Source organism: Pseudarthrobacter sp. NBSH8 (assembly GCF_014217545.1).
Taxonomy (GTDB): Bacteria; Actinomycetota; Actinomycetes; order Actinomycetales; family Micrococcaceae; genus Arthrobacter.
Map to the genome: position 1 here is coordinate 167,095 of NZ_CP043178.1, position 24,840 is coordinate 191,934.

The 24,840-nt window shown below is 63.9% G+C and carries 25 protein-coding genes; 11 read left to right on the plus strand and 14 right to left on the minus strand.

The window, feature by feature from the left end; translation table 11 throughout:
• The first annotated feature begins 19 nt into the window (after positions 1–19).
• From FYJ92_RS00705 to FYJ92_RS00725, 5 genes are all read left to right on the plus strand, one after another.
• Complete coding sequence (locus tag FYJ92_RS00705) at positions 20–433, plus strand: cupin domain-containing protein (RefSeq protein ID WP_219729676.1); 414 nt, start codon at positions 20–22, stop codon at positions 431–433.
• A gap of 141 nt (positions 434–574) precedes the next feature.
• Positions 575–940, plus strand: a complete 366-nt coding sequence (locus tag FYJ92_RS00710; protein ID WP_185262156.1) for a cupin domain-containing protein — start codon at positions 575–577, stop codon at positions 938–940.
• 114 nt (positions 941–1,054) lie between these two features.
• A complete protein-coding gene (locus tag FYJ92_RS00715; protein ID WP_219729677.1) occupies positions 1,055–1,432 on the plus strand; it encodes an ethanolamine utilization protein in 378 nt (125 codons plus the stop codon).
• Positions 1,433–1,566: 134 nt separating this feature from the next.
• Complete coding sequence (locus FYJ92_RS00720) at positions 1,567–1,797, plus strand: hypothetical protein (RefSeq protein WP_185262157.1); 231 nt, start codon at positions 1,567–1,569, stop codon at positions 1,795–1,797.
• A gap of 583 nt (positions 1,798–2,380) precedes the next feature.
• Positions 2,381–2,989, plus strand: coding sequence for a Gfo/Idh/MocA family protein (locus FYJ92_RS00725; protein ID WP_370526080.1), 609 nt, complete (start codon positions 2,381–2,383; stop codon positions 2,987–2,989).
• 91 nt (positions 2,990–3,080) lie between these two features.
• Here FYJ92_RS00725 and FYJ92_RS00730 read toward each other — a convergent pair whose 3' ends face one another.
• The 8 genes from FYJ92_RS00730 to FYJ92_RS00765 all read right to left on the minus strand — a co-directional run bounded on the left by FYJ92_RS00730 (position 3,081) and on the right by FYJ92_RS00765 (position 12,073).
• The gene (locus tag FYJ92_RS00730; RefSeq protein WP_185262159.1) at positions 3,081–4,106 is read right to left on the minus strand and encodes an ATP-dependent 6-phosphofructokinase; all 1,026 of its coding nucleotides are present in this window, start codon (positions 4,104–4,106) and stop codon (positions 3,081–3,083) included.
• Positions 4,107–4,233: 127 nt separating this feature from the next.
• The gene (locus FYJ92_RS00735) at positions 4,234–4,596 is read right to left on the minus strand and encodes a cupin domain-containing protein (protein WP_185262160.1); all 363 of its coding nucleotides are present in this window, start codon (positions 4,594–4,596) and stop codon (positions 4,234–4,236) included.
• A gap of 86 nt (positions 4,597–4,682) precedes the next feature.
• A complete protein-coding gene (locus FYJ92_RS00740; protein WP_255482238.1) occupies positions 4,683–6,134 on the minus strand; it encodes a glyceraldehyde-3-phosphate dehydrogenase in 1,452 nt (483 codons plus the stop codon).
• Between the two features lie 127 nt (positions 6,135–6,261).
• Entirely contained in the window at positions 6,262–6,885 is a 624-nt protein-coding gene (gene hxlA, locus FYJ92_RS00745) for a 3-hexulose-6-phosphate synthase (protein ID WP_185262162.1), read from the minus strand.
• A 216-nt stretch (positions 6,886–7,101) separates the two neighbouring features.
• Positions 7,102–8,325, minus strand: a complete 1,224-nt coding sequence (locus tag FYJ92_RS00750) for a glycosyltransferase 87 family protein (protein ID WP_185262163.1) — start codon at positions 8,323–8,325, stop codon at positions 7,102–7,104.
• A 64-nt stretch (positions 8,326–8,389) separates the two neighbouring features.
• A complete protein-coding gene (locus tag FYJ92_RS00755; RefSeq protein ID WP_255482442.1) occupies positions 8,390–9,715 on the minus strand; it encodes a glycosyltransferase family 87 protein in 1,326 nt (441 codons plus the stop codon).
• A gap of 157 nt (positions 9,716–9,872) precedes the next feature.
• Complete coding sequence (locus FYJ92_RS00760) at positions 9,873–10,982, minus strand: GTP pyrophosphokinase family protein (RefSeq protein ID WP_185262165.1); 1,110 nt, start codon at positions 10,980–10,982, stop codon at positions 9,873–9,875.
• A gap of 53 nt (positions 10,983–11,035) precedes the next feature.
• Positions 11,036–12,073, minus strand: coding sequence for a LacI family DNA-binding transcriptional regulator (locus FYJ92_RS00765; RefSeq protein WP_370526279.1), 1,038 nt, complete (start codon positions 12,071–12,073; stop codon positions 11,036–11,038).
• A gap of 147 nt (positions 12,074–12,220) precedes the next feature.
• Between FYJ92_RS00765 and FYJ92_RS00770 the strand changes: the two genes are divergently transcribed.
• Genes FYJ92_RS00770 through FYJ92_RS00780 form a run of 3 tightly spaced genes read left to right on the plus strand, consistent with a single transcriptional unit; the run spans position 12,221 to position 15,657 of the window.
• On the plus strand, positions 12,221–13,249 hold the full coding sequence (locus FYJ92_RS00770) for a nucleoside hydrolase (RefSeq protein WP_185262166.1): 1,029 nt from the start codon (positions 12,221–12,223) through the stop codon (positions 13,247–13,249).
• Positions 13,250–14,677 (plus strand): MFS transporter, encoded by a 1,428-nt coding sequence (locus tag FYJ92_RS00775; RefSeq protein ID WP_185262167.1) that lies wholly within the window; start codon positions 13,250–13,252, stop codon positions 14,675–14,677.
• Positions 14,674–15,657, plus strand: a complete 984-nt coding sequence (locus tag FYJ92_RS00780; protein WP_185262168.1) for a ribokinase — start codon at positions 14,674–14,676, stop codon at positions 15,655–15,657. The genes FYJ92_RS00775 and FYJ92_RS00780 overlap by 4 nt, the downstream gene beginning before the upstream one ends.
• A 114-nt stretch (positions 15,658–15,771) precedes the next feature.
• On the opposite strand, the gene FYJ92_RS00785 is transcribed toward FYJ92_RS00780, so the two are convergent.
• Together FYJ92_RS00785 and FYJ92_RS00790 are read right to left on the minus strand one after the other, a co-directional pair.
• A complete protein-coding gene (locus FYJ92_RS00785) occupies positions 15,772–16,731 on the minus strand; it encodes a polysaccharide deacetylase (protein WP_185262169.1) in 960 nt (319 codons plus the stop codon).
• Positions 16,732–16,773: 42 nt separating this feature from the next.
• Entirely contained in the window at positions 16,774–18,300 is a 1,527-nt protein-coding gene (locus tag FYJ92_RS00790) for a cytosine permease (RefSeq protein WP_185262170.1), read from the minus strand.
• A 107-nt stretch (positions 18,301–18,407) separates the two neighbouring features.
• Between FYJ92_RS00790 and FYJ92_RS00795 the strand changes: the two genes are divergently transcribed.
• The 3 genes from FYJ92_RS00795 (at position 18,408) to FYJ92_RS00805 (ending at position 20,841) form a co-directional block, all read left to right on the plus strand.
• Entirely contained in the window at positions 18,408–19,949 is a 1,542-nt protein-coding gene (locus FYJ92_RS00795) for a PucR family transcriptional regulator (protein WP_185262171.1), read from the plus strand.
• Positions 19,950–20,048: 99 nt separating this feature from the next.
• On the plus strand, positions 20,049–20,345 hold the full coding sequence (locus FYJ92_RS00800; RefSeq protein ID WP_185262172.1) for a hypothetical protein: 297 nt from the start codon (positions 20,049–20,051) through the stop codon (positions 20,343–20,345).
• Positions 20,278–20,841, plus strand: a complete 564-nt coding sequence (locus FYJ92_RS00805; RefSeq protein ID WP_255482443.1) for an IS110 family transposase — start codon at positions 20,278–20,280, stop codon at positions 20,839–20,841. Before FYJ92_RS00800 ends, FYJ92_RS00805 begins: the two co-directional genes overlap by 68 nt.
• 37 nt (positions 20,842–20,878) lie before the next feature.
• On the opposite strand, the gene FYJ92_RS18865 is transcribed toward FYJ92_RS00805, so the two are convergent.
• The 4 genes from FYJ92_RS18865 to pdxS form a co-directional block, all read right to left on the minus strand.
• Entirely contained in the window at positions 20,879–21,079 is a 201-nt protein-coding gene (locus FYJ92_RS18865) for a DUF202 domain-containing protein (protein ID WP_370526081.1), read from the minus strand.
• 359 nt (positions 21,080–21,438) lie between these two features.
• Positions 21,439–22,398 carry a D-glycerate dehydrogenase gene (locus tag FYJ92_RS00810; protein ID WP_185262174.1) on the minus strand — a complete coding sequence of 320 codons (960 nt, stop codon included), beginning with the start codon at positions 22,396–22,398 and terminating at the stop codon, positions 21,439–21,441.
• Entirely contained in the window at positions 22,395–23,594 is a 1,200-nt protein-coding gene (locus FYJ92_RS00815; RefSeq protein ID WP_185262175.1) for a pyridoxal phosphate-dependent aminotransferase, read from the minus strand. The genes FYJ92_RS00810 and FYJ92_RS00815 overlap by 4 nt, the downstream gene beginning before the upstream one ends.
• Positions 23,595–23,886: 292 nt before the next feature.
• Positions 23,887–24,735 carry a pyridoxal 5'-phosphate synthase lyase subunit PdxS gene (gene pdxS, locus FYJ92_RS00820; protein ID WP_255482444.1) on the minus strand — a complete coding sequence of 283 codons (849 nt, stop codon included), beginning with the start codon at positions 24,733–24,735 and terminating at the stop codon, positions 23,887–23,889.
• Positions 24,736–24,840 lie beyond the last annotated feature (105 nt).

Here is a 24,840-nt window from a genome sequence, read left to right on the forward strand (position 1 = left end):
TCTTGAAACGGTTGAAGCCATGAATGATGTACGCGCCATTCAGTCCCCGCCAGTGACGACGGGAAATGCAGTGGACTTCTGGGCGGCAAGGCCCCTGGAGGCCTTGGGTGGAGAATACGGGCGGCTACGCTGCCGGTTTATCAATTCCCATCCGGTAGGCAGCTGGGATGACTTTATCCTCTCGGAATGGACGCTGGATTCCTGTGCTTGGGAGGACTTTCACCCGCACAGCGAAACCGCTTTCGTGCTGGAGGGAGAACTCCATATTGAGAGCCAGGGCAAGACTGTTGTCCTGAGGCCGGGCGATTCGGCACGCGTCAACCCGGGCAGCCTGGGCCGATACTGGGCACCCGTCTACGCGCGGATGATCACCATTTACGGCCCCAACCCCGAGGGTCTGGAATCACACTCCTTCCGGTACTCCGAAGTCTGATCCCGACATACCCATAATGGCGAGACGCCCGGTCACCGCCGAAACCCTTCAGTGCCGGCGCCTCAGAGGGATCCGGACCGCAATGAAGCAGAGCCTCCCTTCACCAGTGAAAGTCCCATAACTTTTTGAAAGGCAAATCAAATGACAGAACAGACAACCTCCATCTCCGCAGCCCTCATCCGGGATGCGAAGAACGCTACGGATCTGGACGATTGGGGCCCCTGCCCTGAAGCCATCGGACCGCAGACGATGGACACCCGCGGAATCTATCTGTGGAAAGACGGGAAAGGTGCCGAATCCGGCATCTGGGAATGCACCGCAGGACCCTCCCGCTGGGTACTCGAAACGAACGAGTTTGTGCACGTCCTCTCAGGCTCCATGACCATCACGCCCGACGGCGGCGAGCCCGAGCTCGTCGGTCCCGGCGACACGATCTTCATCCCCCGTGGCTGGAGTGGCAACTGGGAGCTTCACGAGACGCTGCGCAAGCTCTACGTGATCTTCTAATCACCAATAAAGGCTATCGACAGAGAACCATCCAAAGATGGACGGTTCTGGCAAAGATAAAAAGTTCTGACAAAGACAAGTCAGAATTTCATAACACTATCCACAGGAGAGATCATGGAAACCACAGCACTAGGAACGTTCACCAAAGCCGGATCCATCCACAAAGTGGAAAACGGCTTCATCGGACTGCCGTCAATGAACGTCCCGGGAGTCGACGCCGCCATCGGCGACTCCCTCACTCACCCCAACGGTTCGGTCATGAGCTCCGGGTTCTTCGAGCTCAAGGCCTCAGAGCCGCTGGTGTACACGTACACGTGCGACGAAATGAAGGTTGTCGTGAAGGGTGAATTCATCCTCACCGACCGGGCCACAGGAGAGGTGACCCACGCCAAGGAGCGCGACGTACTCTTCTTCCCCAAGGGAGCGGAAATCACCTTCGAGACCCCCGACTACGGCCTGGGCTTCTTCACCGCCCACGGCTCCATGTCCTAAGCGACACGATTCGAGGCCTTCCCCATCAGGCGGTTATAAATCAGATCACTGAAGCCGCCACTTGCCCCTGCAGCAACAGCCAGCCAACACCTGCTGTTGCTGCAGGGGCAAGAACGTCACAAGAAAGTGTTGACATGAATAGTCAGACCATCGAGTCTGTGGAAGTCCTAATCGACAGGCCTGAAGAACTTTACGATTTGCTTAACGAGGCAGAAGCCGTGCTCCGGCAAGCAGCTATGGCCCATGGGTCTGCCGGCATTCGGGTCACCCGGCATGATCCAGCCCGGTACACGTTCGAACTCAGCGACACTGTTCCGTATGGCGAGACCCGGGAGCAGACAGGCCGGGCGGTGGAACAGCCGTGACCGTTTCACCGTCAACCTCTCCTTTGGGAGGTTCCCCGTCGTCCGGTTGAGTCAGTCCATTAGATGCTGCTGCTAAACATACAACGAGGAGAGAACGGTGACTTCAGGGATGAATCGAGTGGGAGGGTCCGGCTGGGACGATGTCCAAGTTGGAGACAAGGTGCAGTTGATCGGCCGCGGCCGCCCAGAGTATGTCGGATTAGTGGACGCCCGGACAGCGGAAGGCGACATCATTTGGGTCCATGACCCTGTTGATGGCCGCCGTCTGTTCCACATTCAGGACGGCTACGAACTCCAGCTCGTCGCATCATAACCGAACCGTGTCCTGATGGCTGTCACTACCGCTCAGGACCCGAAACCGACCAGCTGCCAGGCCGTAACGGAATGTCTCTTTCCGGAACAATATAAAAATGATGTATCGCTTAAGGTCATGCAGCGTCCGCGCCTCCCGCCTGGGTTTTATGGGATGATCTGACACTGAAATTCTCGGCTCTTGTCCAGGCACTCAGTAAAAATCGCATCTGCTGAAACCAGCTGGCGTCGTCCGCAAGACCACTCCGGCGTTGCAGGAAACAAAAACGGTGTGGTCGTAGGTATTGCCTCCGGCACCGAGGAAAAGGCCAGGGAATACGCCGATAGGCACGGCGTGCCCCAGGCGTTTGGCTCTTATGGGGCGCTGCTCGGTTCCCCGGACATTGACGCTGTTTACATTTCGCTGCCGAACGCGCTGCACCTCGAGTGGATTCTTAAATCCTTGGACGTTGAAAAGCTGCAGGAGTTGCTTGCGGCCGGTGCGGTGGGCACTTTGACCTTTGTCCACGTTGCACACTCCTTTGATGCGGGCGGGGACGACAACATCCGCTGGTATGCGGGGCTCGGCGGTGGCGCACTTTTCGATGCTGGGTGCAACTGCGTCAACATGAGCCGGATGGTCGCGGGGCACGAGCCAGCTCATGTCGCCGCCTTTGGAAACTACCGCGACGCCAACGACGACGGTCGGATCGACACCAGCATTGCGGGCATGCTCCGCTTTGCCGGCGGCGGAAACCACTTCGTCCGGACGGGAGAACGCTTCGCCGGAAGCGTCCTAAACGGCACACCTCTCAGCTACGACCTCACGGACGCGGCAAACAACGCCCGGGTGTTGGAAGCTCTCGACCAGGCAGCGAGGAATCAAGAAGGTAGCGTCTGAGGGGAGCCCCGCTCAGACGTTGGCAGGATCTCCGCGGTCAGCGAACCGATTTCCTCGGCCCCCTGGCCGCCGTGCGACCAGCCTGGGCAGCTCAGCCGAACAGGACTGCGGCTTCGTCGTAGCGGTTCTGCGGCACAGTCTTTAGCTGGCCCAGGGCTTCCTTGAAGCCCACCTGCTCGATCTCCGTGCCCTTCAGTGCAACCATGGTGCCCCAGAAGCCTTCCACCACAGAGTCGACGGCTGCCATGCCCAGTCGCGTGGCCAGGACTCTATCGAACGCTGACGGCACGCCGCCTCGCTGGATATGGCCCAGAATGGTGGCACGCGTTTCGATGCCGGTCCGGGCTTCCAGTTCCGGGGCCAGCTGGTCCGCGATCCCACCGAGCCGGGGCCGCCCAAAGTTGTCCAGGCCGCGCTCGGAGTGCGGGGATTCCATATGGTCCGGGACAAACCCCTCGGCAACCACCACCAGTGGTGCGCGGCCCCGAGCGTGGGCTTCCTTCACCCACTGGGCAATCTGCTCGATGCCGACCTTCTGCTCGGGAATGAGAATGGCATGGGCACCTGCCGCCATGCCGGCGTGCAGTGCGATCCAGCCCACGTGACGGCCCATCACCTCTACGATCATGCACCGGTGGTGCGATTCGCCAGTGGTGCGCAGCCGGTCGAGGGCCTCGGTGGCGATCTGCACGGCCGTGTCGAAACCGAACGTGTAATCCGTGGCGTCAAGGTCGTTGTCCACGGTCTTCGGGACGCCCACAATCTTCAACCCGGCGTCGGTCAGGCGCTTCGCAGCAGCCAAGGTTCCCTCACCGCCGATCGCGATGATGGCGTCGATGCCCAGTCGCTTCATGTGGGCCTTGATAACCTCCGGCCCGCCGCCGTTTTCAAACGGGTTGGTGCGGGAGGTGCCAAGGATGGTGCCACCCTGCTTCGCGATGCCCCGGACCAAAGTGCGGGGAATATCGATGACGTCGCCCTCAACCACACCGCGCCAGCCGTCCAGGAACCCCACGAATTCGTGACCGTGGATGGCAATGCCCTTCAAGACGGCGCCGCGGATAACGGCGTTTAAGCCGGGGCAGTCGCCACCGCTGGTGAGGATTCCAATTTTCATGTTTCGGCTCAAATCATAGGAGAAGGTTTACAGCAGGGCACCTGAATGCCTTTTGATGGTGCGGCACGTGCCAAAATCTGTCAGGCCCGGGGGTACCCCCGGGCCTGACGCGGCACAGCTAATGCGGTTAGGACGTGAAGATCACAAAGAACTTCCGGATCCGTTCCTGGATCTCCCACGTCCCCTGCCAACCGATCGGGAAGATGGCGGCTGTTCCGGCCTCCAGGGTGATCGGTTCAGCGCCATCCTCGGTGACCACCATGCGGCCTTCAAGGACATGAATCGCCTCACCGCGCTCAAGGAACTCCCACCGGGAAAGGCCTGGGTCGGCTTCCCAGACTCCGGAGAGGATGCGGGAGTCGTCGCTGGTAAAGGGAATGGCAATTCGCGTTGGTATCTCGTCGCCGAGTACCTCGGCCAACGGCGCGCCGAGCAGGGATTCGTCGAGTTCCCCTGCGAAGAGCTCGCTGGGCTGGAAGGTGATGCTCATGTTGATGTACCTTTCTGTTGCTGCCCACCGGTAGCGTCTCCGGCTGGCTGGTGGTGGCCGCGGCTCGAGATAAGCGGCGGTTGAATTTAGGCCAGAGCGGCAAGCACCGACATGGCTTCCTCAACGACATCCGTAGCGGGGAAGGAGGGGCGCTTCATGCCGGCCATCTCTTCCATGACGCGGACGACCTGGCAGCTGTAACCGAACTCGTTGTCGTACCAGACATAGAGGACGAGGTTCTTGCCGTTGGCGATGGTGGCCAGGCCGTCCACGACGCCGGTGCGGCGGGAGCCGACGAAGTCGGTGGAAACGACCTCAGGAGAATCGACGTAATCGATCTGCCTGCGCAAATCCGAGCGCAGTGACATTTCCCGCAGGAAGTTGTTGACCGCGTCCTTGGTGGTGCCGTTTTCCAGGCTCAGGTTCAGGATGGCCAGCGAAACGTCGGGGGTGGGGACCCTGATGGAGCTGCCGGTGAGCTTGCCCTGGAGTTCGGGGAGGGCCTTCGCTACTGCGGTGGCGGCACCGGTTTCGGTGATGACCATGTTCAGCGCGGCGGAGCGGCCGCGGCGGTCGCCGTTGTGGAAGTTGTCGATCAGGTTCTGGTCGTTGGTGAAGGAGTGGACGGTTTCAACGTGGCCGTGGATCACGCCGAACTTGTCGTTGATGGCCTTCAGGACCGGGGTGATCGCGTTGGTGGTGCAGGACGCTGCCGAGACGATCCGGTCCGTATCCTCGATGCTGCCGTGGTTGATCCCGTGCACGATGTTCTTGACCGGGCCCTTGCCCGGAGCCGTCAGGAGAACCCGGGCAGCACCCTTGCTCTGCAGGTGCTGGGACAGGCCTTCGGCATCGCGCCAGCGCCCCGTGTTGTCCACCACCAAGGCGTTGTGGATGCCGTAGGCGGTGTAGTCGATCGTGGCAGGATTGTCCGAGTAGATGACCTGAATCCGCACACCGTTGGCGGTGATGGTGTTGGCGTCCTCGTCCACGCGGATGGTGCCTCGGAAGGGGCCGTGGACCGAGTCGCGGCGCAGGAGGCTGGCGCGCTTGGTGAGGTCGTTATCGGAGCCGCGGCGAACCACGACGGCGCGCAGGCGCAGTCCTTGGCCGCCACCGGCCTTTTCGATGAGCAGGCGCGCCAGCAGGCGGCCGATCCGGCCAAAACCGTACAGCACGACGTCGGTGCTGGTCCGGTCATCGCCACCGCGCTTGCCCACTACCTCGGCAAGTTCGGCGCGGAGGAACTCTTCCAGGGTGGCGCCGTCGCCTTCTGCCTTGAACTTTTGGCTCAGGAGGGCGATATCGATCGCGGCCGAGCCGGGCTCCAGCCGCAGCAAGGTCTCCAGCAGCGGGGCGGTCTCTTCCGGACGCAATTCGTCCTTACTGATCCGGCGCGCGAACCGGTGCGCCTTGAGGATGTCCATGGTGGACTTGTTGACCAGGGTCCGGCCATGAATGCTGGTGACCACGTTGTTTTCGCGGTACAGCCGGCCAATCACCGGAATCATGGCCTCGGCGAGTGCCTCCTGGCCCATCCACGTATCAAGGCAAGAATCTTTAGTTTGTAGCATCGGGCTGCCTTTCCAATGGGGGTCGGGTCTGGATGAGCTTCAGCTCCTGAGATGGTCCAGGAGACCCGCCGGTCTTTCCGAGGGGTGGTGGTTAGTTGATGGCGGCGCGGAGTTGCTTGGCCGCCAGCGCGGGGTCGGCTGCGCCGTAGATGGCGCCGCCGGCGACGGCGACATCGGCGCCGGCCTTCTGGACGTCTGCGATGGTGGCCAGCTTCACGCCGCCTGCGACGGAGAACGGAACGCGGGCTTCTGCGCCGGCGCGGAGCAGCCCGGTCAGGTCGAAGCCGGGCTTTGCCTGCTCGTCCAGGCCGGCGTGCATCTCAACGAACTTCGCACCCAGGGCGCGGACTTCCTTGGCACGGGTGACCTTGTCTGCGATGCCGATGAGGTCAACGACAACGCCCTTGTTGTGGGCCTTGGCAGCCTTGACGGCGCCGGCGATGGTGGAGTCGTCGGCGGCACCAAGCACGGTGACCAGGTCAGCGCCGGCCTTGAAGGCGATGTCGGCTTCGAGTTCGCCGGCGTCCATGGTCTTCAGGTCAGCGAAGACGACCTTGTCCGGGTGGGCGTTCTTGATCGCGGTGACGACGGAGAGGCCTTCGGCCTTGATCAGCGGCGTACCGAGCTCGATGATGTCAACGAATTCGGCGACCTGGCCGGCAAGTTCGAGGGCGGCTTCGGTGGTCAGGAGGTCGATAGCAACTTGGAGCTTCATGGTGTTGTTTCTTTCTGCCGTGAACTACAGGTGGGTGTGGACAGCTAGTCCTGACATCCATCGTCCAGTCTTTTGCAGGCAGGCGAAACGCCAATTCGGGATGGTTCAAACTACCTTTTTGGGTAGGCTCCTCCGGCCGCCCGGGGGAAGGTATGGTTCTGTTTTGTGGCACGGGAAACGGCGGTGTTGCCCCGAAACTCGACGGGGAGTGTCACCTCAGGCGGCCCGCGTCTGCGGGGCCGCCTGTGACTTGCGGCCAAGCTCCGCGGTCCGCTTCACCGACCACCACAGCAGCACCACCAGGAGAACATTGCGTGTTGTCAGGATGGCAGCCATGACCGGGTGGGCGTGGATGAGCGGTGTGTAGAACAACGGGTAGATCACAAATGTGGTCATCGCGATTCCCATCAGCAGCGCAGCAGGTACCTTCCACCGCTCCCAGTCGTGCGTGAGGCCCGCGATGATCACCGGCGCCAGCCAGATGATGAACTGTGGCGAACCCACCTTGTTGAACACGATGAACGCCGTGGTCATCATCAGCGCGCCCTCAAGGAACAGCTCCTCCCGCTCGGCGCCGCGGTTCAGTGCCCGGGCCAGCAGGACGGCCGCCACCATGGCGGCGAGGATCAGCAGCGGCTGCATCAGGAACGCGGCCACGTCGGCGCCGGGCCCGTACACCTCGGTGGAGTTGATGGCCGTGTTGTCCGCCATCTTGGACCCGGCGATGTTGAAGACACTGAGCCACACCCACGGCGTGGAGAACGTGGCTTCAAGCTGCATGCCACGCTCGCCCTGGTTGGTCAGGAAGTCCATGATGTGCGTCAGGCCGCCGGACAGGTACGTGCCCAGGCCCACGACGGCGGTGACCGCCACCCCGGAGGCCAGCACCTGGATCCGCTTACGGCTGGCAATAACGATCGGCACCAGTACCGCTGCCGGCCACACCTTGAGCCAGGTGGCGATGCTCAGCAGGATCCCCGCCACCACGGGGCGTTCGGCCGCGTACAGCAGGGCAATCAGCACGATGGGGGCCGTGATGCCCTCCACCCGGGCGAAGCTGAGGTAACCCATAAAGACGGTGAAAAACAGCCACCACCAGGCCGGGGCGATGCCCTTCACCTTCCGCGGTCCGCGGGTCAGGAAAGCAAGCCCGACGGCGTTGAGGGCTGTGATGATCAGGAACCAGCACAGGAGGTACAGGCTGGGTCCGGCAATATTCGCGAGGAAGATCGGGATCTGCGCCAGCACCGGGTACACCCAGGGGCTGATCTTGCCGTCAAGACTGTCCGGGTTGTAGCCGTCCGTGGCCCATTGACGGTACTGCTCGGTGTCGCTGAACGTATCGCCGTTGAGGAAAAACGACGCCATCCAGCCCAGGAAATACAGGTGGATGACCGCAAAGCCCCACCAGACGCTGGAAGGACGGGTAAACCAGTCCACCCCTCGCGCGGGCAGGACGGTGCTGCGGACGCTGACCAGCCGGTCGAAGAACTTCGTGGAAATCTCAGGACTCCTTGAGCGCGGGGACGGACGAGGACGTCTTCTTGCCCAGGAAGTACAGGCGCCGGACCGACCACAGGAACAGGACAACCAGGAGGACGTTGCGGATGGTCAGCACGCCGGCCATGACTGGGTTGTTGTGGCTAAGGGCATCGTAGAAGAGCGGGTAGATGAAGAACGTTGCCACCGCGATGGCGATGAGCATGGCCGCGGGGACCCGCCACTCACGCCAGCTGTGCGCCAGGCCCACCGCCACGGCCGGGGCCAGCCACACCATGAACTGGGGCGAGCCCACCTTGTTGAACACCACAAAGGCGGTGGCCAGGGTGAGTGCTCCGGCCAGCAACAGCTCGGTGCGGTCCACGCCGTCGTCGGCCTTGCCGGTGCCGTTGAGCTTGCCGTTGTGCAGCGCCCAGAAGGTCAGGCCTGCCACGAGCAGCGCGGCCAGGATGAGGAGCGGCTGCATCAGCACTGACATCACCGCGGTGCCGGGGCCGTCCACCTGCATGGAGTTGATATCGGTGTTCATGTACATCCGGGAATCGCCGATGTTCAACACGGACAGCCACAGCCACGGGGTGGTGAACGTTGCCTCAAGCTGCATGCCCCGGTCACCCTGCTGGGTCAGGAAGTTCAGTAGTTTGGGCACGCTGCCAATCGTGGCGGCGAGTGCCACCACCACCGCTGACGTGGCCACGCCAGCCAGCACCACCAGCAGGCGGTTCTTGACGACGGCGAAGAGGGCCAGCATCACTGCTGCCGGCCAGACCTTCACCCAGGTGGCCGTGGCGAGCAGTATCGAGGCGATGAACGGCCGGCCCACACCATAGGCCAGGGCCACCAGGACGATCGGTGCTGTGAGGCCGTCCACGCGTGCGAAGCCGAGCCAGCCCATCAGCAGCGTGAAGATCAGCCACCACCAGCCCGCGGGGATGGCGTTCTGGTTGCGGCCGCGGTCAGTGAGCTTGGCCAGGCCCCAGCCGTTGAGGATGGTGGTCATCAGCACCCAGAGGAAGAAGAACGGTCCGGGACCGGCAAGGCCTGCCAGCGCCATGGGGATCAGCGCGAGGATGGGGTATACCCACGGGCTGGGGCCTCCGCTGAGGTTCGCTTCGTCGAAACCCGCCCGGGCCCAGTCGCGGTAAATGAAGGTGTCGCTGAAGGCTTCGCCGCGCAGGGACAGCAGCGCGGCGAAGATCAGGAAGCCCAGGTGCACCAGGATGAAGCCGGTGAGGAGCCCCCGCGGCGTGTTCAGCCAGGACCGTGCGGCCGCAGGCAGGATGACGTTGCGGATCCGTGTGAGCGTGGCGAAGAATGCGTCCGTGGAAATGGCGGAATCCTTGTCAGAGAGGGGCAAAAACAGGTGCCGGATCTTGCCGCTGGGCTGGAACCGGGAGCATCGGAGATCCATTTACAACAGCCTCCACCTTGAGTCAAGGGTAGTTGAATGTCAGGGTGCCCAATAATCCTGCGGCTCCGCGATTGACCTACTTGGACTTGGTCTGGCGGTAGCGCTCGATCTGTTTGAGCCGCCGCAGGAGGCTGTCGCGCCGCGGGTGCGGGACGGCGTCGGGCGTCTCTGCGGTGAGGTCAATGTGTTTGGTGCCGTACTGCCAGAGCAGGAGGTCATCCAGCAGGCGGTCCGGGCCGGGGGAGTAGCGGTGGTCCAGCGCCTTGCGGACCTCGGTGATCCGCTGGGCGCTGAGCAGGCCGGCGAGCTGGACGGTCTGGTTGAGTCCGTGGGCGGCCATGAGCTCGGCGGCCCAGCCCCAGTCATCATCGACTTTGCGGTCCACGTGCGGCAGCAGCGTGCGCCAGACGTCACGGATCCGGTTGGGAGTGAGCTGCGCGGCCCCCTCACCCTCGACATCCCAGTAGCTGCGGACTTCCTCGTAGCGTTCGTGCAGGTCCGCAAAGGCGCTTTCCACGGTTTCCAGCATGGCGGCGGTGGCGGTGAACTGCCGATCGAAATGTGGGGTCCAGGCGCGGGGGTCCTCGGCCTTGAAGCGGATGTCGTGCTCGATCTCGCTCCAGGCGTGGGCGAAGACGGTGCGGATCTGGCATTCGAAGAAGTAGCTGCCGTTGGCCGGAATCTCCGGGTTGACGGCTTGCTGGTAATTCTTGACGGCCTCGTTCTGGATTGTGCGCAAGATGAGGTGGCGGCTGGAATAGCCGTAGGTGCCGGACTCGATGGAACCGATGTCCTTCTCGCGGTCGCCGCGGCAGTCGAATACCTGCCGCTGGCGCTTGATGATGTTGGCCACTAAGGCATTCTCGGTGGGCAGTTTGGTGATGACGCGCACGCCGACCATGTCGTTGAGGGTGCGGAACGGGTCCGGGAATTTCAACACCGGGGGGCCGCCGGGTTCCAGCGGTTCCTCAATCCGGGAAATCTTCTCCCGGAACGATTCCACCGACTTGGTGCGCCCCGTGACAAACAGCGGTGTGACCTCGGTGTCCTTCAACATGTCGCGGAGGATGTGGAGAACGTCCTTGGTGACCAGCTTCAGGGCAGGGCGGACGCGCTCGTAGATCTCCACGTTCTCCTGTACGGATTCACGCAGGCTGATGTCCAGGCTGTCCCAGTTACTCGGCATGCACACAGCTTACGGCGGGCGTGTGACAGCGGCTTGTCATGCCTGGCGCAGTGTTATGCCGAAGTGGAGTTGCGGACCACCAGGGAGCCTTCCAGCGTCAGCTGCGGCTGCTCCAACCGGTGGCCTTCCATGAGCCGTCGCAGCTGCCCACCTGCCTGCAGCCCCAGCGAGGTTGCCGGCAGATGGACGCTGGTCAGGCTGGGATTACTCGTCGCGGAATACGGCAGATCATCGAAGCCGGCGATGGCCAGCTGGGCCGGGATCTGCACGCCTGCCACGCGTGCTTCCTGCAGCACCCCGTAGGCGTGGGTGTCCGTGCAACAGACGACGGCGGTCACCCCGGAATGCTGCCACGCCGGCCAGGCTGCGGCGAATGCGGCGGCGGACGCGCCGACGTCTATGGTGGTCCTGATGATGCCGTCAGCGGGCACCGACATTCCGTGTGCGTTGGCCGCGGCCAGGAAGGCGCGGCGTCTGACCTCGAATGTGGCCGTGCCTGTCACGCTGTCCACGTAGGCCACCCGGCGGTGTCCAACATCCGCCAAATGCGCGGCCAGCTGGCGCGCGCCGTGCGCAACGTCCAGATTAACGGACGGGGCGTAGGCCTCAAGCCCCGGCGCGTCCAACAGGACTACGGGGCCGGCGGCGGACAGTTCTTCCAGGAATTCGGCGTTGGGAGCGTCAACCAGAAGCCCGGCCGGCCGGAGCGCCATCAGCTTCCGGACGTCGTCCGCCTGCGGGAACTCCCCGGCATCGGTAACGGACAGCAGCAGCTGGTAATCAGCCCCGAGCGACTCCCGGACACCGGCGATCACCTTGGCGAAAAACGGGTTGGAGATGTCCGGGGCCACGAGTAAAACCATGGAGCTGACGCCTTTGGCCAGCGAGCTGCCCAGGCTGTCCACGACGTAGCCGAGCTCGGAAATGGCCTCCCGCACCCTGGCGATGTTGTCCTCGGAGACGCGGCCGGCAGTCTTGCCGTTGGCCACCAGGGAAACCGTCGCCGTCGAGACGCCAGCGCGGGCCGCGACCATGGCCGCCGTGATCCGCCGCGGGCGGACGGACGGCTGCACCTGCTCCGCGGATTCCATACCTCGATCGTAGTAGGCCGGTGAAGCGAAGCCACCCACCACTACGTTAAGCGCTTGACCTGCAGCAACGTCAAGCGCTTGACGCGCGGCCCGGACGGGTGCCATGATCACACTGAATACTTTCGGCCACTGCCTCGGCAGGCCCCAATGACGTGGAGATTTAACGTGGAATCCAAACCGATAAAACCCGCCCGCAAGAAGATCATTCTTGACTGTGACCCGGGGCATGACGACGCCGTGGCTATCCTGCTTGCGCACGGCAACCCCGACATTGAGCTTCTGGCAGTCACCACCGTCGTGGGCAACCAGACGCTCGAAAAGGTCACCCGGAACGCGCTCGCAGTCGGGACCATCGCCGGTATCACCGGAGTGCCTTTTGCCGCCGGTTGCGGCCGGCCCCTGGTCCGCACCATCGAAACCGCGCCGTCCATCCACGGAGAGACGGGCATGGACGGCCCCGCGCAGCCCGAGTCCACCATCGAACTGGACCCGCGCCACGCCGTCGACCTCATCATTGAAACCGTGATGGCCCACGAAGCCGGCACGGTCACGCTTGTTCCCACCGGCGGCCTCACCAACATCGCGCTGGCAGCCCGCAAGGAACCGCGCATTGTGGAACGTGTCAAGGAAGTTGTCCTGATGGGCGGCGGCTACCACGTGGGCAACTGGAGCGCCGTGGCCGAATTCAACATCATCATCGACCCCGAGGCCGCCCACATCGTGTTCAACGAGAAGTGGCCGGTGGTGATGGTGGGCCTGGACCTCACCCACCAGGCCCTCGCCACCCCGGACGTCGTCGAGAAGATCGCCGCCGTGGGCACCGGACCCGCCAAGTTCGTGATGGAACTGATGGCGTTCTTCACCCAGACCTACAAGGACGCCCAGGGCTTTGACTTCCCGCCCGTCCACGATCCGTGCGCGGTGGCCTACGTGATCGATCCCAGCATCGTCACCACCCGCAAGGTTCCGGTGGACATCGAGCTCCAGGGCACGCTGACCCTTGGCATGACCGTGGCCGACTTCCGGGCCCCCGCGCCGGACAACTGCACCACGTCCGTGGCCGTTGACCTGGACCACGCCCGTTTCTGGGACCTCGTCACGGATGCCCTGGTGCGCATCGGCGAACCGGCCGTTCTTGAAGCTGCCGGCCTTGCAGCCGCCACGGGAGGCAAGTAGATGAGTGCCACCCTCACCGAGTCAAAGACCAGCCGGGGCAACGTCACCGCCCTGATGGTCGCCCTGCTGGCCGCGTGCGTCGCCTTCCAGCTCAACGCCTCCATGCTCAGCCCTGCACTGGTCACCATGGGCAAGGAACTGAACACCGATCAGGCCGTGATCGGCCTCTCCCAGACCTGGTTCTTCACCGCAGCCGCCCTGTTCTCCCTCTTCCTGCCCCGCCTGAGCGACATCATCGGCCGCAAGAAGATCCTGATCGGCATGATGCTCCTGATGGCCGTCGGATCCGTCATTGCGGCCATGGCCCCGGACGTCACCTGGCTGTTTGTGGGCCGCATCATCCAGGGCGTCAGTGGCCCCACCGTGCCGTTGTGCCTGATCATGCTGCGCTCCGCAGTCAGCAACCCGCGCAAATACGGGACGCTTATGGGCCTCATCACCGCGGTCAACGGCGGCGTGGCCGGCGTGGACTCGTTCGTGGGCGGCTACTTCGCCGAGCACTTCGGGTTCCGCAGCATCTTCTGGCTCATGGTGGTCCTGGCCGTCGTCGCCACCGCCCTGATTGCCGTCCTCGCCGGCGAAAGCAAGCCCGCCGCCGGCACCTCCATGGACTGGCTGGGCGTGTTCTTCATCGTCGTCGCCGTGGGTGCGCTGCTCACCGCCCTCAACGAGGGCTCCAAGCTGGTGGGCGCCTTCGCCCCCGGCACCCTCCTGCTGGCGATCGGACTGGTGGTGGTCACCGCCGTCGCGTTCTACTGCTTCTGGACCGTGGAAAAGCGGGCCAAACAGCCCATGGTGGAAACCGTCCACCTGCGCCAGCGCTCCACCTGGGCGCCGCTGCTGACCACCACGCTGACCATGACCGGTATTTTCGCCGTCATCAACGGAATTGTGCCGGCGTATGTGCAGGCCGCTGACCCGGGATTCGGCATCGGCCCCACCGAAATGTCGCTCATCATCCTCACCCCGTACGCCCTGCTCGGCTGGCTGGTGGGCCCCATCAGCGGCCGGCTCGCGCCCATTCTCGGCTACACCAAGGTCCTGCGCATTGGCATGCTCGGCAGCATTGCCGCCTTGGCCATCATCGCGTTCTTCGGCCTCAGCAGCCTGCCCATGATGATCGCCGGAACCGTCTTGCTGGGCATCATGTACGCCGGTACGGTCAACATCATGCTGAACGGACTCGGAGTTGTCCTCTCACCCGCCGGAAACCCCGGCTTCCTGCCCGGCATGAACGCGGGCGCCTTCAACTTGGGTGCCGGCCTGAGCTTCCTGGTGCTGCCTGCCGTGCTGGTGGCCACCTCGGCCCTCGGCGATGCCGCGGCGTCGTACATGACCGTTGTGGTCACCGGCCTGGTCATTACCGTCGCAGCGTTTGCCGCGTCGCTCCTCATCCCCAAGCCCGTCGAGGCTGAGGTAGCCGAATGAGTTCCGCAACGGCCGGCTCCCAAACCAGGATCGTCGTCGTCGGTTCCCTGAACGCGGACCTGACGATCTACTGCGAGCGGCTTCCGCTGCCCGGTGAAACGGTGCACGGCAACGGATTCGCCGTGAACCCGGGTGGCAAGAGCGCCAACCAGGCCGTCGCCGCCAGCCTCCTGGGCGGGGACGTCAGCCTTGTGGGTGCCGTCGGTGTGGACGCCAATGGCCACATGCTCCTGTCATCGGCCGCCGGCGCCGGGGTTGACGTGTCCGGCGTCCGGACCTCGTCAACTGAGGCCACGGGCGTCGCCGTCATCGCCGTGGATTCCAACGGCGAGAACAACATCATCATCTCCGCCGGCGCCAACGGCACCCTCTCGCCAGCGGACGTGGCCGCCGCGGCGGAATCGTTCGACGGCGCCGCGGTGGTCTGTCTCTGCCTTGAGGTCAGCCTTGACACGGTGGAATCCGCTGCCCGGGCAGGGCGCGACGCCGGCGCCACAGTTCTGCTGAACCTCTCGCCTTACGCGGAGATCCCGCAGCAGCTGGCGGACCTGACCGACATCCTGCTGGTCAACGCCCACGAGGCGTCGCTGTTCCTTGGCTCCGCCGCGATCCCCGGCCACGACGCGGATGCCAGCGACTGGGAAGCGGTCAGGCGGCACTTTGCCGAACGGGGACTCCAACGTGTCCTGGTCACGCTGGGGGCCCACGGCTCAATGGTGCTGGATTCGCTGGCGCCTTCCGGGCAACAGCTGGTCCGGGTGGCACCTATAAAGGTCAAGGCCGTGGATACCACCGGCGCGGGCGACGCCTTCACTGGCGCGGTAGCCGCGCGCCTGGCAGCCGGCGCGCCGCTGGCTGACGCCGCCGCCTTCGCCTCGGTTGCCGCCGCGCTGGCCACCACCCGCAAGGGAACGCAGGCCGCCTATCCCGAGGTAGCGGACGTGGAGCGCGTGGTCGCTTCGGATGGACACCCACTGTGACGGACTGACGTCAACGAGGAAACGCGGAAAACGCCGACGGCGACAGGTGACTGTCGCCGTCGGCGGTTCCCTTTGCGTTGCTGTGCCTCCGTTGTGATTCAGGCGGAGCCGGGGTTACCGGCTGTGGCTGCCGACTGGTATCCGGTGGTGAACGGCGGCTGCGGTGAACCGGGCTCCGGTGTCCGGGAAGGACTGGACCTCGATCCGGGCGTGGCTGTGGACCTCCTCGACCGTCCTGCGGGTGTGCTCGGCGATCTCCTCCATGGTGGTCACCCACATGCCGTCCATCGATTTCACGCGGTCAATCAGCTGTTCCAGGGCCACTGCCTTGGACGGCCGACCCGAAATGAACGGGTGGTTGGTCAAGACAAAGCAACTGCCTTGGGCATGGTGTGCCTCCGCCTCCAGGGTCCACATTTCCAGGACCTTGGCCGGGCTTTCGATGACTCCGCTGCCGGTGACGCCAGGATAGAACGCGTACTGTTCCCAGTCGTCAAGGGTCCAGTCGACCGGGATCTCCACGATGTCCCGGTTGTCGCCGGGGGCGACGCTGACGCGGTAGGGTGCGTCGCCGTCGAGCAGGCTCGAATCATAGAGGAAGCCGCGGTCCGCCAGGAGCGCCGGGGAATGCCAATTCAGTTCCCACCACGGCGCCCGGTAACCTACCGGCTCCACGCCGACCTTGGCGAGAGCTTCCAGCCCGCGGTCGATGTAGCGTGCCTCGGTCCCGGCGTCGATCCCCTGCATGGGTTCGTGCAGGTAACCGTGGTGGGCCACCTCGTGCCCGGCGTCCACGATGCGCCGGACCGTGTCCGGGTAACAGTCTGCCGTGAAGCCGGGAACGAAGAAGGTGGCCCGGATGTCCTGCCGCTGGAGAATTTGCAGCAGGCGCGGTACCGCCACTTTGGGCCCGTAGGACTGGTGGGTCATCAGGGACATCCGGCGCGTGCTCTTCGGATCGTGGGCGATGGTGCACGACTCGGCGTCGACGTCGAACGTGAACGAAGCTGCTGCCCGCTTACCCTCAGGCCAGGTGATGGGATGGGAGGAATCCGCGAATGCTTCAAAGGTCATGTCTTGTTCCTAGAGTTTCAGGTCCGGCAGAGTGTCAATGTTTCAGAGTTCGGCAGGTGCGCTGGGCCGGGTGGCGAAGCCCAGGTCGGCAGTCGCCTGAAGCACGATGGCAGCCGGGAGGGCGGAGTCAAGGTACCTGCGGTGGAACCTCGGGCCAAGGATGGCGTAGGTGCCGGCGCTCGCAAGGCCGCCTGCGAGCCAGGAGAGGTCCCAGCCGCCCAAGGCCACAGCAATGGGGCCCTGCATCGCCGGTACGAGTCCGTACATAAACAGCCAGGTGGCGAAGATGCCGATCAGGAGTGAGGCGACGCCAGCCCAGTTGACGCCGGGAAGGCGCTTGGTTCCGACGGCGTCGAAGAGCCTGTCCGGGTTGCCCGGCCAACGCTTCTCGAGCCAGAAGTAGTGGACCAGCATTACTCCGCCCCAGGCCGCTACCCAGGCAACCAGCCCGATGAGCCATGCGTCCAGGACGGCGGCGAAATCTTCCTGGAAGATGAAGAAGACGACGGCGGCCAGGGAGAAAACTCCGACGAACAGGTTGAGCTTGCGCCGGCTGATAGTGATGTCCAACGACTGGGTTGCGACCGAGAAGGTGTAGATGTTCAGGATGTTGGTGGCGATGGGGCCGTGCAGCACCATCAGCAGCACCGGCAGTGCGAGGACGCCGAAGTTCTGGACGATGAGCTTGCCCGGGTCGATTTCACCGCTGTTGGTGGCCAGGCTGGCGCCGAGGATTCCCAGCCACACCACGGGAATGAATTGGCCCAGAACTGATGCCAGGTACACCTTCCGCTTGGGGACTTCGGTGCTCACAAACCGGGAGTAGTCGGCGGCGTAGGTAAACCAGGTGATGCCCCAGCCGATGCCGATGGCTGTCATCACGGCGCTCATGGCGGCGATGCGCTCGGATCCTTCCAGGATCTGACCGGCAGGGCCGGCGTAACCCCAGTCGATTTTCATGCCGAACCAGGCCACTGCGGACATCACGGCCAGGATGATGATGGTGGGCGGGACCGTCCACTTTTCGAATGCCGCGATGGCTTTGTAACCGAACCAGGCGATGGCTACCTGCGCGGCCATGATGGCGGTGGCAATGCCGATCTTCCAGGCGTAGTTGTGGGCGGTGGGGTCAACCCAGCCAAGTGTGCCGAAGAGGGCCATCACCAGATCCAGGATGATCCACGTGTTGACTGCGCACCAGCCGATCACCAGGAGCGCCTGGATGGCGGCCGGCAGGTAGTTGCCGCGGCGGCCGAAGGCTGCCCGGGCCAGGACCATGCCGGTGGCGCCGGTCTTCTGGCCAAGCAGGACGAAGCAGCCGAACAGCAGCATGCCGATCAGGTTCCCCAAAACCAGGACGGTGACTGTGTCGGCAAAGCCGAGGCCGAGATGAATGCCGAGTGCACCGAGCACCCAGTTGATGGGTGCAAGATTTGCGCCGGCCCAGATCCAGAACTGACCGGAAACTTTGTGCGTGCGCTGGGACTCGGGAATGGGCTGAAGCCAGGCTTCGTAATCTTCAGGCGCAGATTGCTGTCCGGCTCCAGCGGTTGAGGTGGGTTGCTGCATTGGGGCCTCCGTTGAGGGGATGTTGATTCCTCAAGGTTATGTGGGCCACGCCACATAGACCATATACAATGTGTCGTAGAGATCATTAGATAACGCGACGGAGTGTCATGTCTATACGCCTGCAGGATGTCTTGAAACACTCCACCCTGACCCCGGCGGATCCTGTGATCCGGGCAGCGGCGGCCATCGCGGCCCAGACGCAGCTGCGCTGGATTCACTCCAGTGAGGTCTTGGACATTGCGCCGCTGCTTGGCGGCGGTGAACTGTTGCTCACCGGCGGACAGGCGCTCACCTCCGCAACTGATGAACGGCGTGTTGGCTACATCTGGGAGCTGGCGGAGCGTGGCGTGGCTGCGCTGGCCATCGAGACGGGTACTGTGCTGCCGTCGATTCCGTCCTCGATGGTGGCGGCAGCTGAAGCCGCTGGTCTTCCCTTGATAGAGCTTCGAAAAGTGGTGCCCTTTGTCGGCGTCATGGAAGCCATCAACTCGCTGCTTGTGAGCGAGTCAGCTGCTCACCTGCAGCAGGCTGACCGGGCCAGCCATGCCATGGCGGTGGAGCTTGCCCATGGCGGCAGTCTTGACCGGATCCTGGCTGTCCTGGCGGACGCTACCGGCGCGGAAGTTGTACTGACGTCCACCTCTGGTGCCCCGTTGGCTAGTGCACTGCCGGCAGGCCATGCCGAGGAGCCGGACCTCACAGCGTCCATCGAGTCTTCGCCGGATCGGGCACGAAACATCCAGGTTGACGTGTCCGTGCGTGGCATCCCTTCAGCCCGTCTCACCCTTCATGCCCTTCCCGGGGCAGATGTGAACCTGACGAGGATCGCCGGTAACCGCTCGGTGGACATTCTGGCGTTGGCCCTGCTGCAGCGCATGCCCCCTGGCTTGAAGGAGATGGCGGGTGCTGCGCTGATCCGCGCCGTCGATTCAGGAACGCAAAACTGGCGGCTCCAGCAGCTCGCCCCGGCTGCGGGGATCCCGTTGTCCGCGCAACTGGTGGCCGTTGTGGTCCGGTCTCCTGGCTCAAGCCAACCCAGAATGGCTGTGGAGCAACTGCTGGAGCGGGTGGGGCATCACGGCGCAAGCTACGCGGACAACGCGGAACTCTTAGCGCTGGCCGTCCTCCGCCCCGCCAGGATGCAGGAAGACCGGGACGCAATTGTGGCCGGACTGCAGTCGCTTGCATTGCCGGAGGGGACAGTCAGCGCGGTCGGACCGGTGGCCCATGGAATTTCCGCCGCACCATGGTCCTTGACGGAAGCCCGGCTGACCCTTGACCTCGGGACGGGCGCGGGACCGCTCAGGGCCGGGTCAGGACAGTCCGGAGCGGTCCTCGACGCCGAGGCCTTCGCAGTGGAGCGGCTTGCGTTCCATTCCTTGGATGAGGCCCAGCGCACGGAATTTATCGGCCAGCAGCTCGGTGCCATCCTCGTCCACGATTCCCAACGAAACTCCGCGCTGGTGGAGACGCTGCGGGTCTGGCTGGATTCCGGCTGCAACACGGCCCAGGCTGCCCGTGAGCTGCACCTGGAGCGGCAGTCGATGCACCAGCGACTGCAGCGGATCTTCTCCCTCTGCGGCGGCGACCCCCGCGGAACGGGCAGGCTCGCTGCGCTGCACCTGGCCACCCGGCTCGCCGCGTCATAGCCCCGTACGACGTCCGGGGGCGTCCGAGGGGGAAAGCCAGCCGACTCACTCGGCATTCATCTCGGCCTCGGCTTTGCCGACACAGTCACCGTCCTGGTTTTGGGGAACCTGATCGGCATGCTGCTGTTCGGCTGCTTCGTCCTGCTTGGCCAGAAGACCGGCGCCACCGGCATGGTGGGTGACCTGGAGGTTATTGATGACCTGATCGACCTGCGCGAAGCGTTCGATATCGCACTAACGGACCACGTTATGGCAGGCCTGGCGCAGACGCCGCATCGATCAGCTTGCCCGAACTATCTCCGTGCTGACGGCGCAGATCGACAGGGCGATGGAGCCCTTTCGTGCGACCAGAGAAGCGCTTTGCACGATCCCTGGTATCTCAACGCTCGTCGCTGACGTGATCATCGCTGAAACGGGTGGCGACATGAGCGTATTTCCCACGGCCGCGCATTTGGCATCCTGGGCCGGTGTCTGCCCGGGATCCAATGAATCCGCCGGCCGGGTGAAATCGACAAGAATCATGCCCGGCAACGAATATCTCAAGGGCGCGCTGGGCATCGCCGAGATGGCCGCGTCCCGCGGCAAAAACATTTACGTCAGCGTCAAATACAAGCTGATCGCCCTCCGGCGCGGCCGGGTCAACGCAATCGTACACATCATCCTGACCGCGACCTGGCACATGCTCGCCAACGGTGAGGTTTACACGGATCCTGGCTCGGGCTCCTACCTGAAGACGGAACCTGAACAGGCCAAGCCAAGGCCATTCGTCAGCTCAAAACCCTCGGCTACCTTGTCAGCCTCACACAGGCGGTTGCATGACCTTGCGTCATTTTCCGATCAGGAGTCGGCTGCACCAGTCATGGGACAGAGCGGGGTGAGTGCAGAGAACTGAGGACCAAGGCAGGTGCCGAAGAGATAGGCGGACCCGACTAGGGCTGCGGCCACCAGGGTGCCGACGAACCAGCCATGGTGGGGCAGCCAGCGGAGGAAGATGGCTGCAGCAACCACATGGACAAGGTGGTGCGGCTCCAGGCGAGGTCCGTGCGTTCTGGCTGAAGGCCGGCATCGCCGTGCCTCGGGGGACTGTTCTGCGCTAGGCCGTACACGTGCAGGAGTTCAATGGTGGCCACATCGGAAAACGTCCCTGTCCCTGGGCTGATTTCCGCTCTCGCCGCCGCCTCTGGTAGTGCTGGGGGCAGCGAAGCCGCAGCCGCCGTTGTTGAGGAACTGTGCGCGAAGCCGCGTTAGCCGAACTTCAAGGAAAGATGTGCCAGCTGGGAGCCCCTCCCCAGGCTCAGTCTGACGAAGGCTGGTTATCGGCGTTTCATTTGGTCGCTCGTTAGGGGAGAGAATCACGCAATTGGTCCCTGAAACTGGCCCGGCAATTCCTTCGCTCGTGAAGAACATGAACGAGTACGAGCCCCATGCCTTCGCGACGGGGCTCCTACTCGTTCATGTTGTCGCCTCGCTCGGTGGACGCCAGGTGCTTTTAATTGATCGGGGTGGGCGGTCGTTCGCCGCTGAGCACTGCCAGGGTGTTCTCGGCCGCGAGCATCGCCATCGCGGTTCGGGTCTCGACGGTGGCGGAGCCAAGGTGCGGCACGAGCACCACGTTCTCGAGCTCGTGTAATCCGGGGTGCACCTTGGGTTCGTTTTCAAAAACGTCGAGCCCGGCGCCGGCTATCCGCCCCTCGCGAAGGGCTGAAGCGAGGGCTGCTTCGTCGATGATCGGACCCCGCGCGGTGTTGATGAGGTACGCCGTGTCCTTCATGGCTGCGAGTTGCCCGGCGCCGATCAGGTGGTGGGTAGCCGGTCCGTAGGGGCAGTGCAAGGAGACGATGTCGGATATGGCCAGCAACTCATCGAGCTCGACCCGCTGGGCGCCCAGCTCGTCGGCAAGAACGGGTTCGATCTCACTGCGTGACTGGTAGACGATTTCCATTCCGAAAGCCTTGGCCCGGCGTGCGGTCGCCTGGCCGATGCCGCCCATACCGACGATGCCGAGGGTCTTTCCCTGGAGGCTGCTGCCGAGCAGGAAGGACATGCCCCACTTCCAGTCTTTGCCTGAGCGGATGAGCCGTTCGCCCTCGCCGAGCCTGCGGGTTGCTGAGAGGATGAGGCCGAGCGCGATATCGGCCGTGGCCTCCGTGAGCACGCCCGGTGTGTTGGTGGCGACGACGCCCCGCCCGGTGCAAGCTGGCACGTCGATGTTGTTATAGCCGACGGCGACGTTCGCGACGACCTTGAGCTGCGGGCCGGCGGCGTCGAGCAGCTCGGCGTCGATGCATTCGGTGAGCAGGCTCACCACGGCATCGGCCCCGGTTACCCGGCGCAGGAGCTCCTCGCGGCCAATCGACTCCGGACCCGCCCAGGCATCGACTTCGTGTTCTGCACGCAGCTTCTCGAGTGCGGTTTCGGGTACACGTCCCGTGACGACGACCCGGCTCATGCCGTCTCGATCCACTTGCGCAGGCGGCCGAGGCCGTCGTGGATATCGGCGACGTCGATCCCCGAGTAGGCGAGACGGATGTACTGCCGCTCTTCGCCGGGCTGGCGGCGACCGAAGTGCTCACGTGTGCAGAAGGAGACGCCCGTTTCGTACAGCGCTGCTGAGGCGAAATCGCCGACTGCCGTGTACCCCATGCGCTCCATGACCTCGGTGACGTCGGGGAACAGGTAGAAGGTCGACTGCGGCACGGCGACGTGCATGCCGGAGATGTCGTTCACGAGTTCGCATGCGGCATCCCGGCGCCCGCGCAGGATGTCGAGCATCTGCTGAACGGGTTGCTGGGTTCCGCGGAGTGCTTCAATGCCGGCCCATTGCACGTAGTGCGTTGTGCACGACTCGTCGTTGGTGTTGAGTGTGCTGAGGATTTTGGCGATCTCGATCGGGGCGACGGCGCAGCCGAGGCGGGATCCGGTCATGGCGAACTTCTTGCTGAAGGTGTAGAGGATTACTGTGCGCTCCGCCATGCCGGGAAGCGACGCGATCGAGTTCGAGACACCCTCATATCGCGTTTCGAAGTACGCCTCATCGGAGAGTACCCAGAGGTCGTGCTCCTGCGCGAGCTGTGCGATTGCCTCCCGCTCGGCCGCCGTCGACTCGGCCGAGATGGGGTTCTGCAGGTCGTTGTAGATGATTGCGACAGTGTTCGGGGTGATCGATGCGCGCACCTGGTCGAGGTCGATCGCGAACCCCTGGCTCGTGGGCACGTAACGGTAAGGCACTGCCGTGCCGCCGAGGTATTCGATCTGTGATTCGTAGATTGGGAAGCCGGGGTTGGGATAGAGCACTTCCTGGCCGGGGTTCATGACCGCCTGCAGGAACTTGGTGATAACGGGCTTGCCGCCGGTCATCACCACGACGTTGTCCGGGGTGAACTCGATGCCCCGGCGGGCTCCGATGTCCTCGGCGAGGGCTTCGCGCAGCTGGGGGATGCCAGGGCCGGGGCAATAGCCCGTGTAGCCGTCGGCGATGGCCCGGTTCATTGCTTCGACGATATGCGGGGCCGTTGGGATGTTAATGTCGCCGAGATGGAAGGGGTACACGGGGTTCCCCTTTGCCTTCCATCCGGCTGCGGCTTGGGCGACGCTGAAGGCGGTTTCGGTGCCCAGACGTTCGAGCCGGTGCGCGAGTTGCTGCATGGTGTTTTACTCCTCATCGAGACTGTGATCGGTCTTCTGCGGTGATGATTGGACTTTGGGTCATGGCGGCGGTTGGGCAGGGTTGACCGGTGCCTTTACGGTGGCCACGGCCAGGAACCTTTTGCGGACGGTTCCTTGTCCGTTTCGGCCGACGCAGTAGGGACAGTTGCGGCTGTCCGGTTCACCGGAGCAGGGTTTCCTCCTTAACCTCAGGCAGTTCCCGGCGCTGACTGTGGTCATCTTTTCCGCGCTTGCTGTCATGGTTCTCCTTGACGCTGGGCGGCGAAGAGTCTTACCAGCCGCGTTGGGCGAGGCGGTGCGGCTGGGGGATTTCGTCGACGTTGATGCCGACCATGGCTTCGCCGAGGCCGCGGGAGGCCTTGGCGATGACGTCGGGGTCATCGAAGAAGGTGGTGGCCTTGACCACGGCGGCGGCGCGCTGGGCCGGGTTGCCGGATTTGAAGATACCGGAACCGACAAATACACCGTCAGCGCCGAGCTGCATCATCATGGCGGCGTCGGCCGGGGTGGCGATGCCGCCGGCGGTGAACAGGACCACGGGGAGCTTGCCGGCGGCGGCAACTTCCTTGACCAGTTCGTACGGGGCCTGCAGTTCCTTGGCCGCGACGTAGAGCTCGTCCTCGGGCAGGGCGGCGAGCTTGGCGATCTCGGCGCGGATCTGGCGCATGTGCCCGGTGGCGTTGGAGACGTCGCCGGTGCCGGCCTCGCCCTTGGAGCGGATCATGGCCGCGCCTTCGTTGATGCGGCGCAGCGCCTCACCGAGGTTGGTGGCGCCACAGACGAAGGGAACCGTGAAGTTCCACTTGTCGATGTGGTGGACGTAGTCGGCCGGGGTCAGGACCTCGGACTCGTCAATGTAGTCCACGCCGAGGGACTGCAGGACCTGGGCCTCGACGAAGTGGCCGATCCGGGCCTTGGCCATCACCGGGACGGAGACGGCGTCGATTATCTTGTCGATCATGTCCGGATCGGACATGCGGGACACGCCGCCCTGGGCACGGATATCGGCCGGAACGCGTTCGAGGGCCATGACTGCAACGGCACCGGCGTCTTCGGCGATGCGGGCCTGTTCAACGTTGACGACGTCCATGATGACGCCGCCCTTGAGCATCTCAGCCATGCCCCGCTTGACGCGGTTGCTGCCCGTGATCAGGGGAAGAGGTATTGGCTGGTTCACGAAGTGTTCTCTTTCCGTCAGTTTTGTGGTTTTAGGCGCCAGTGCGGC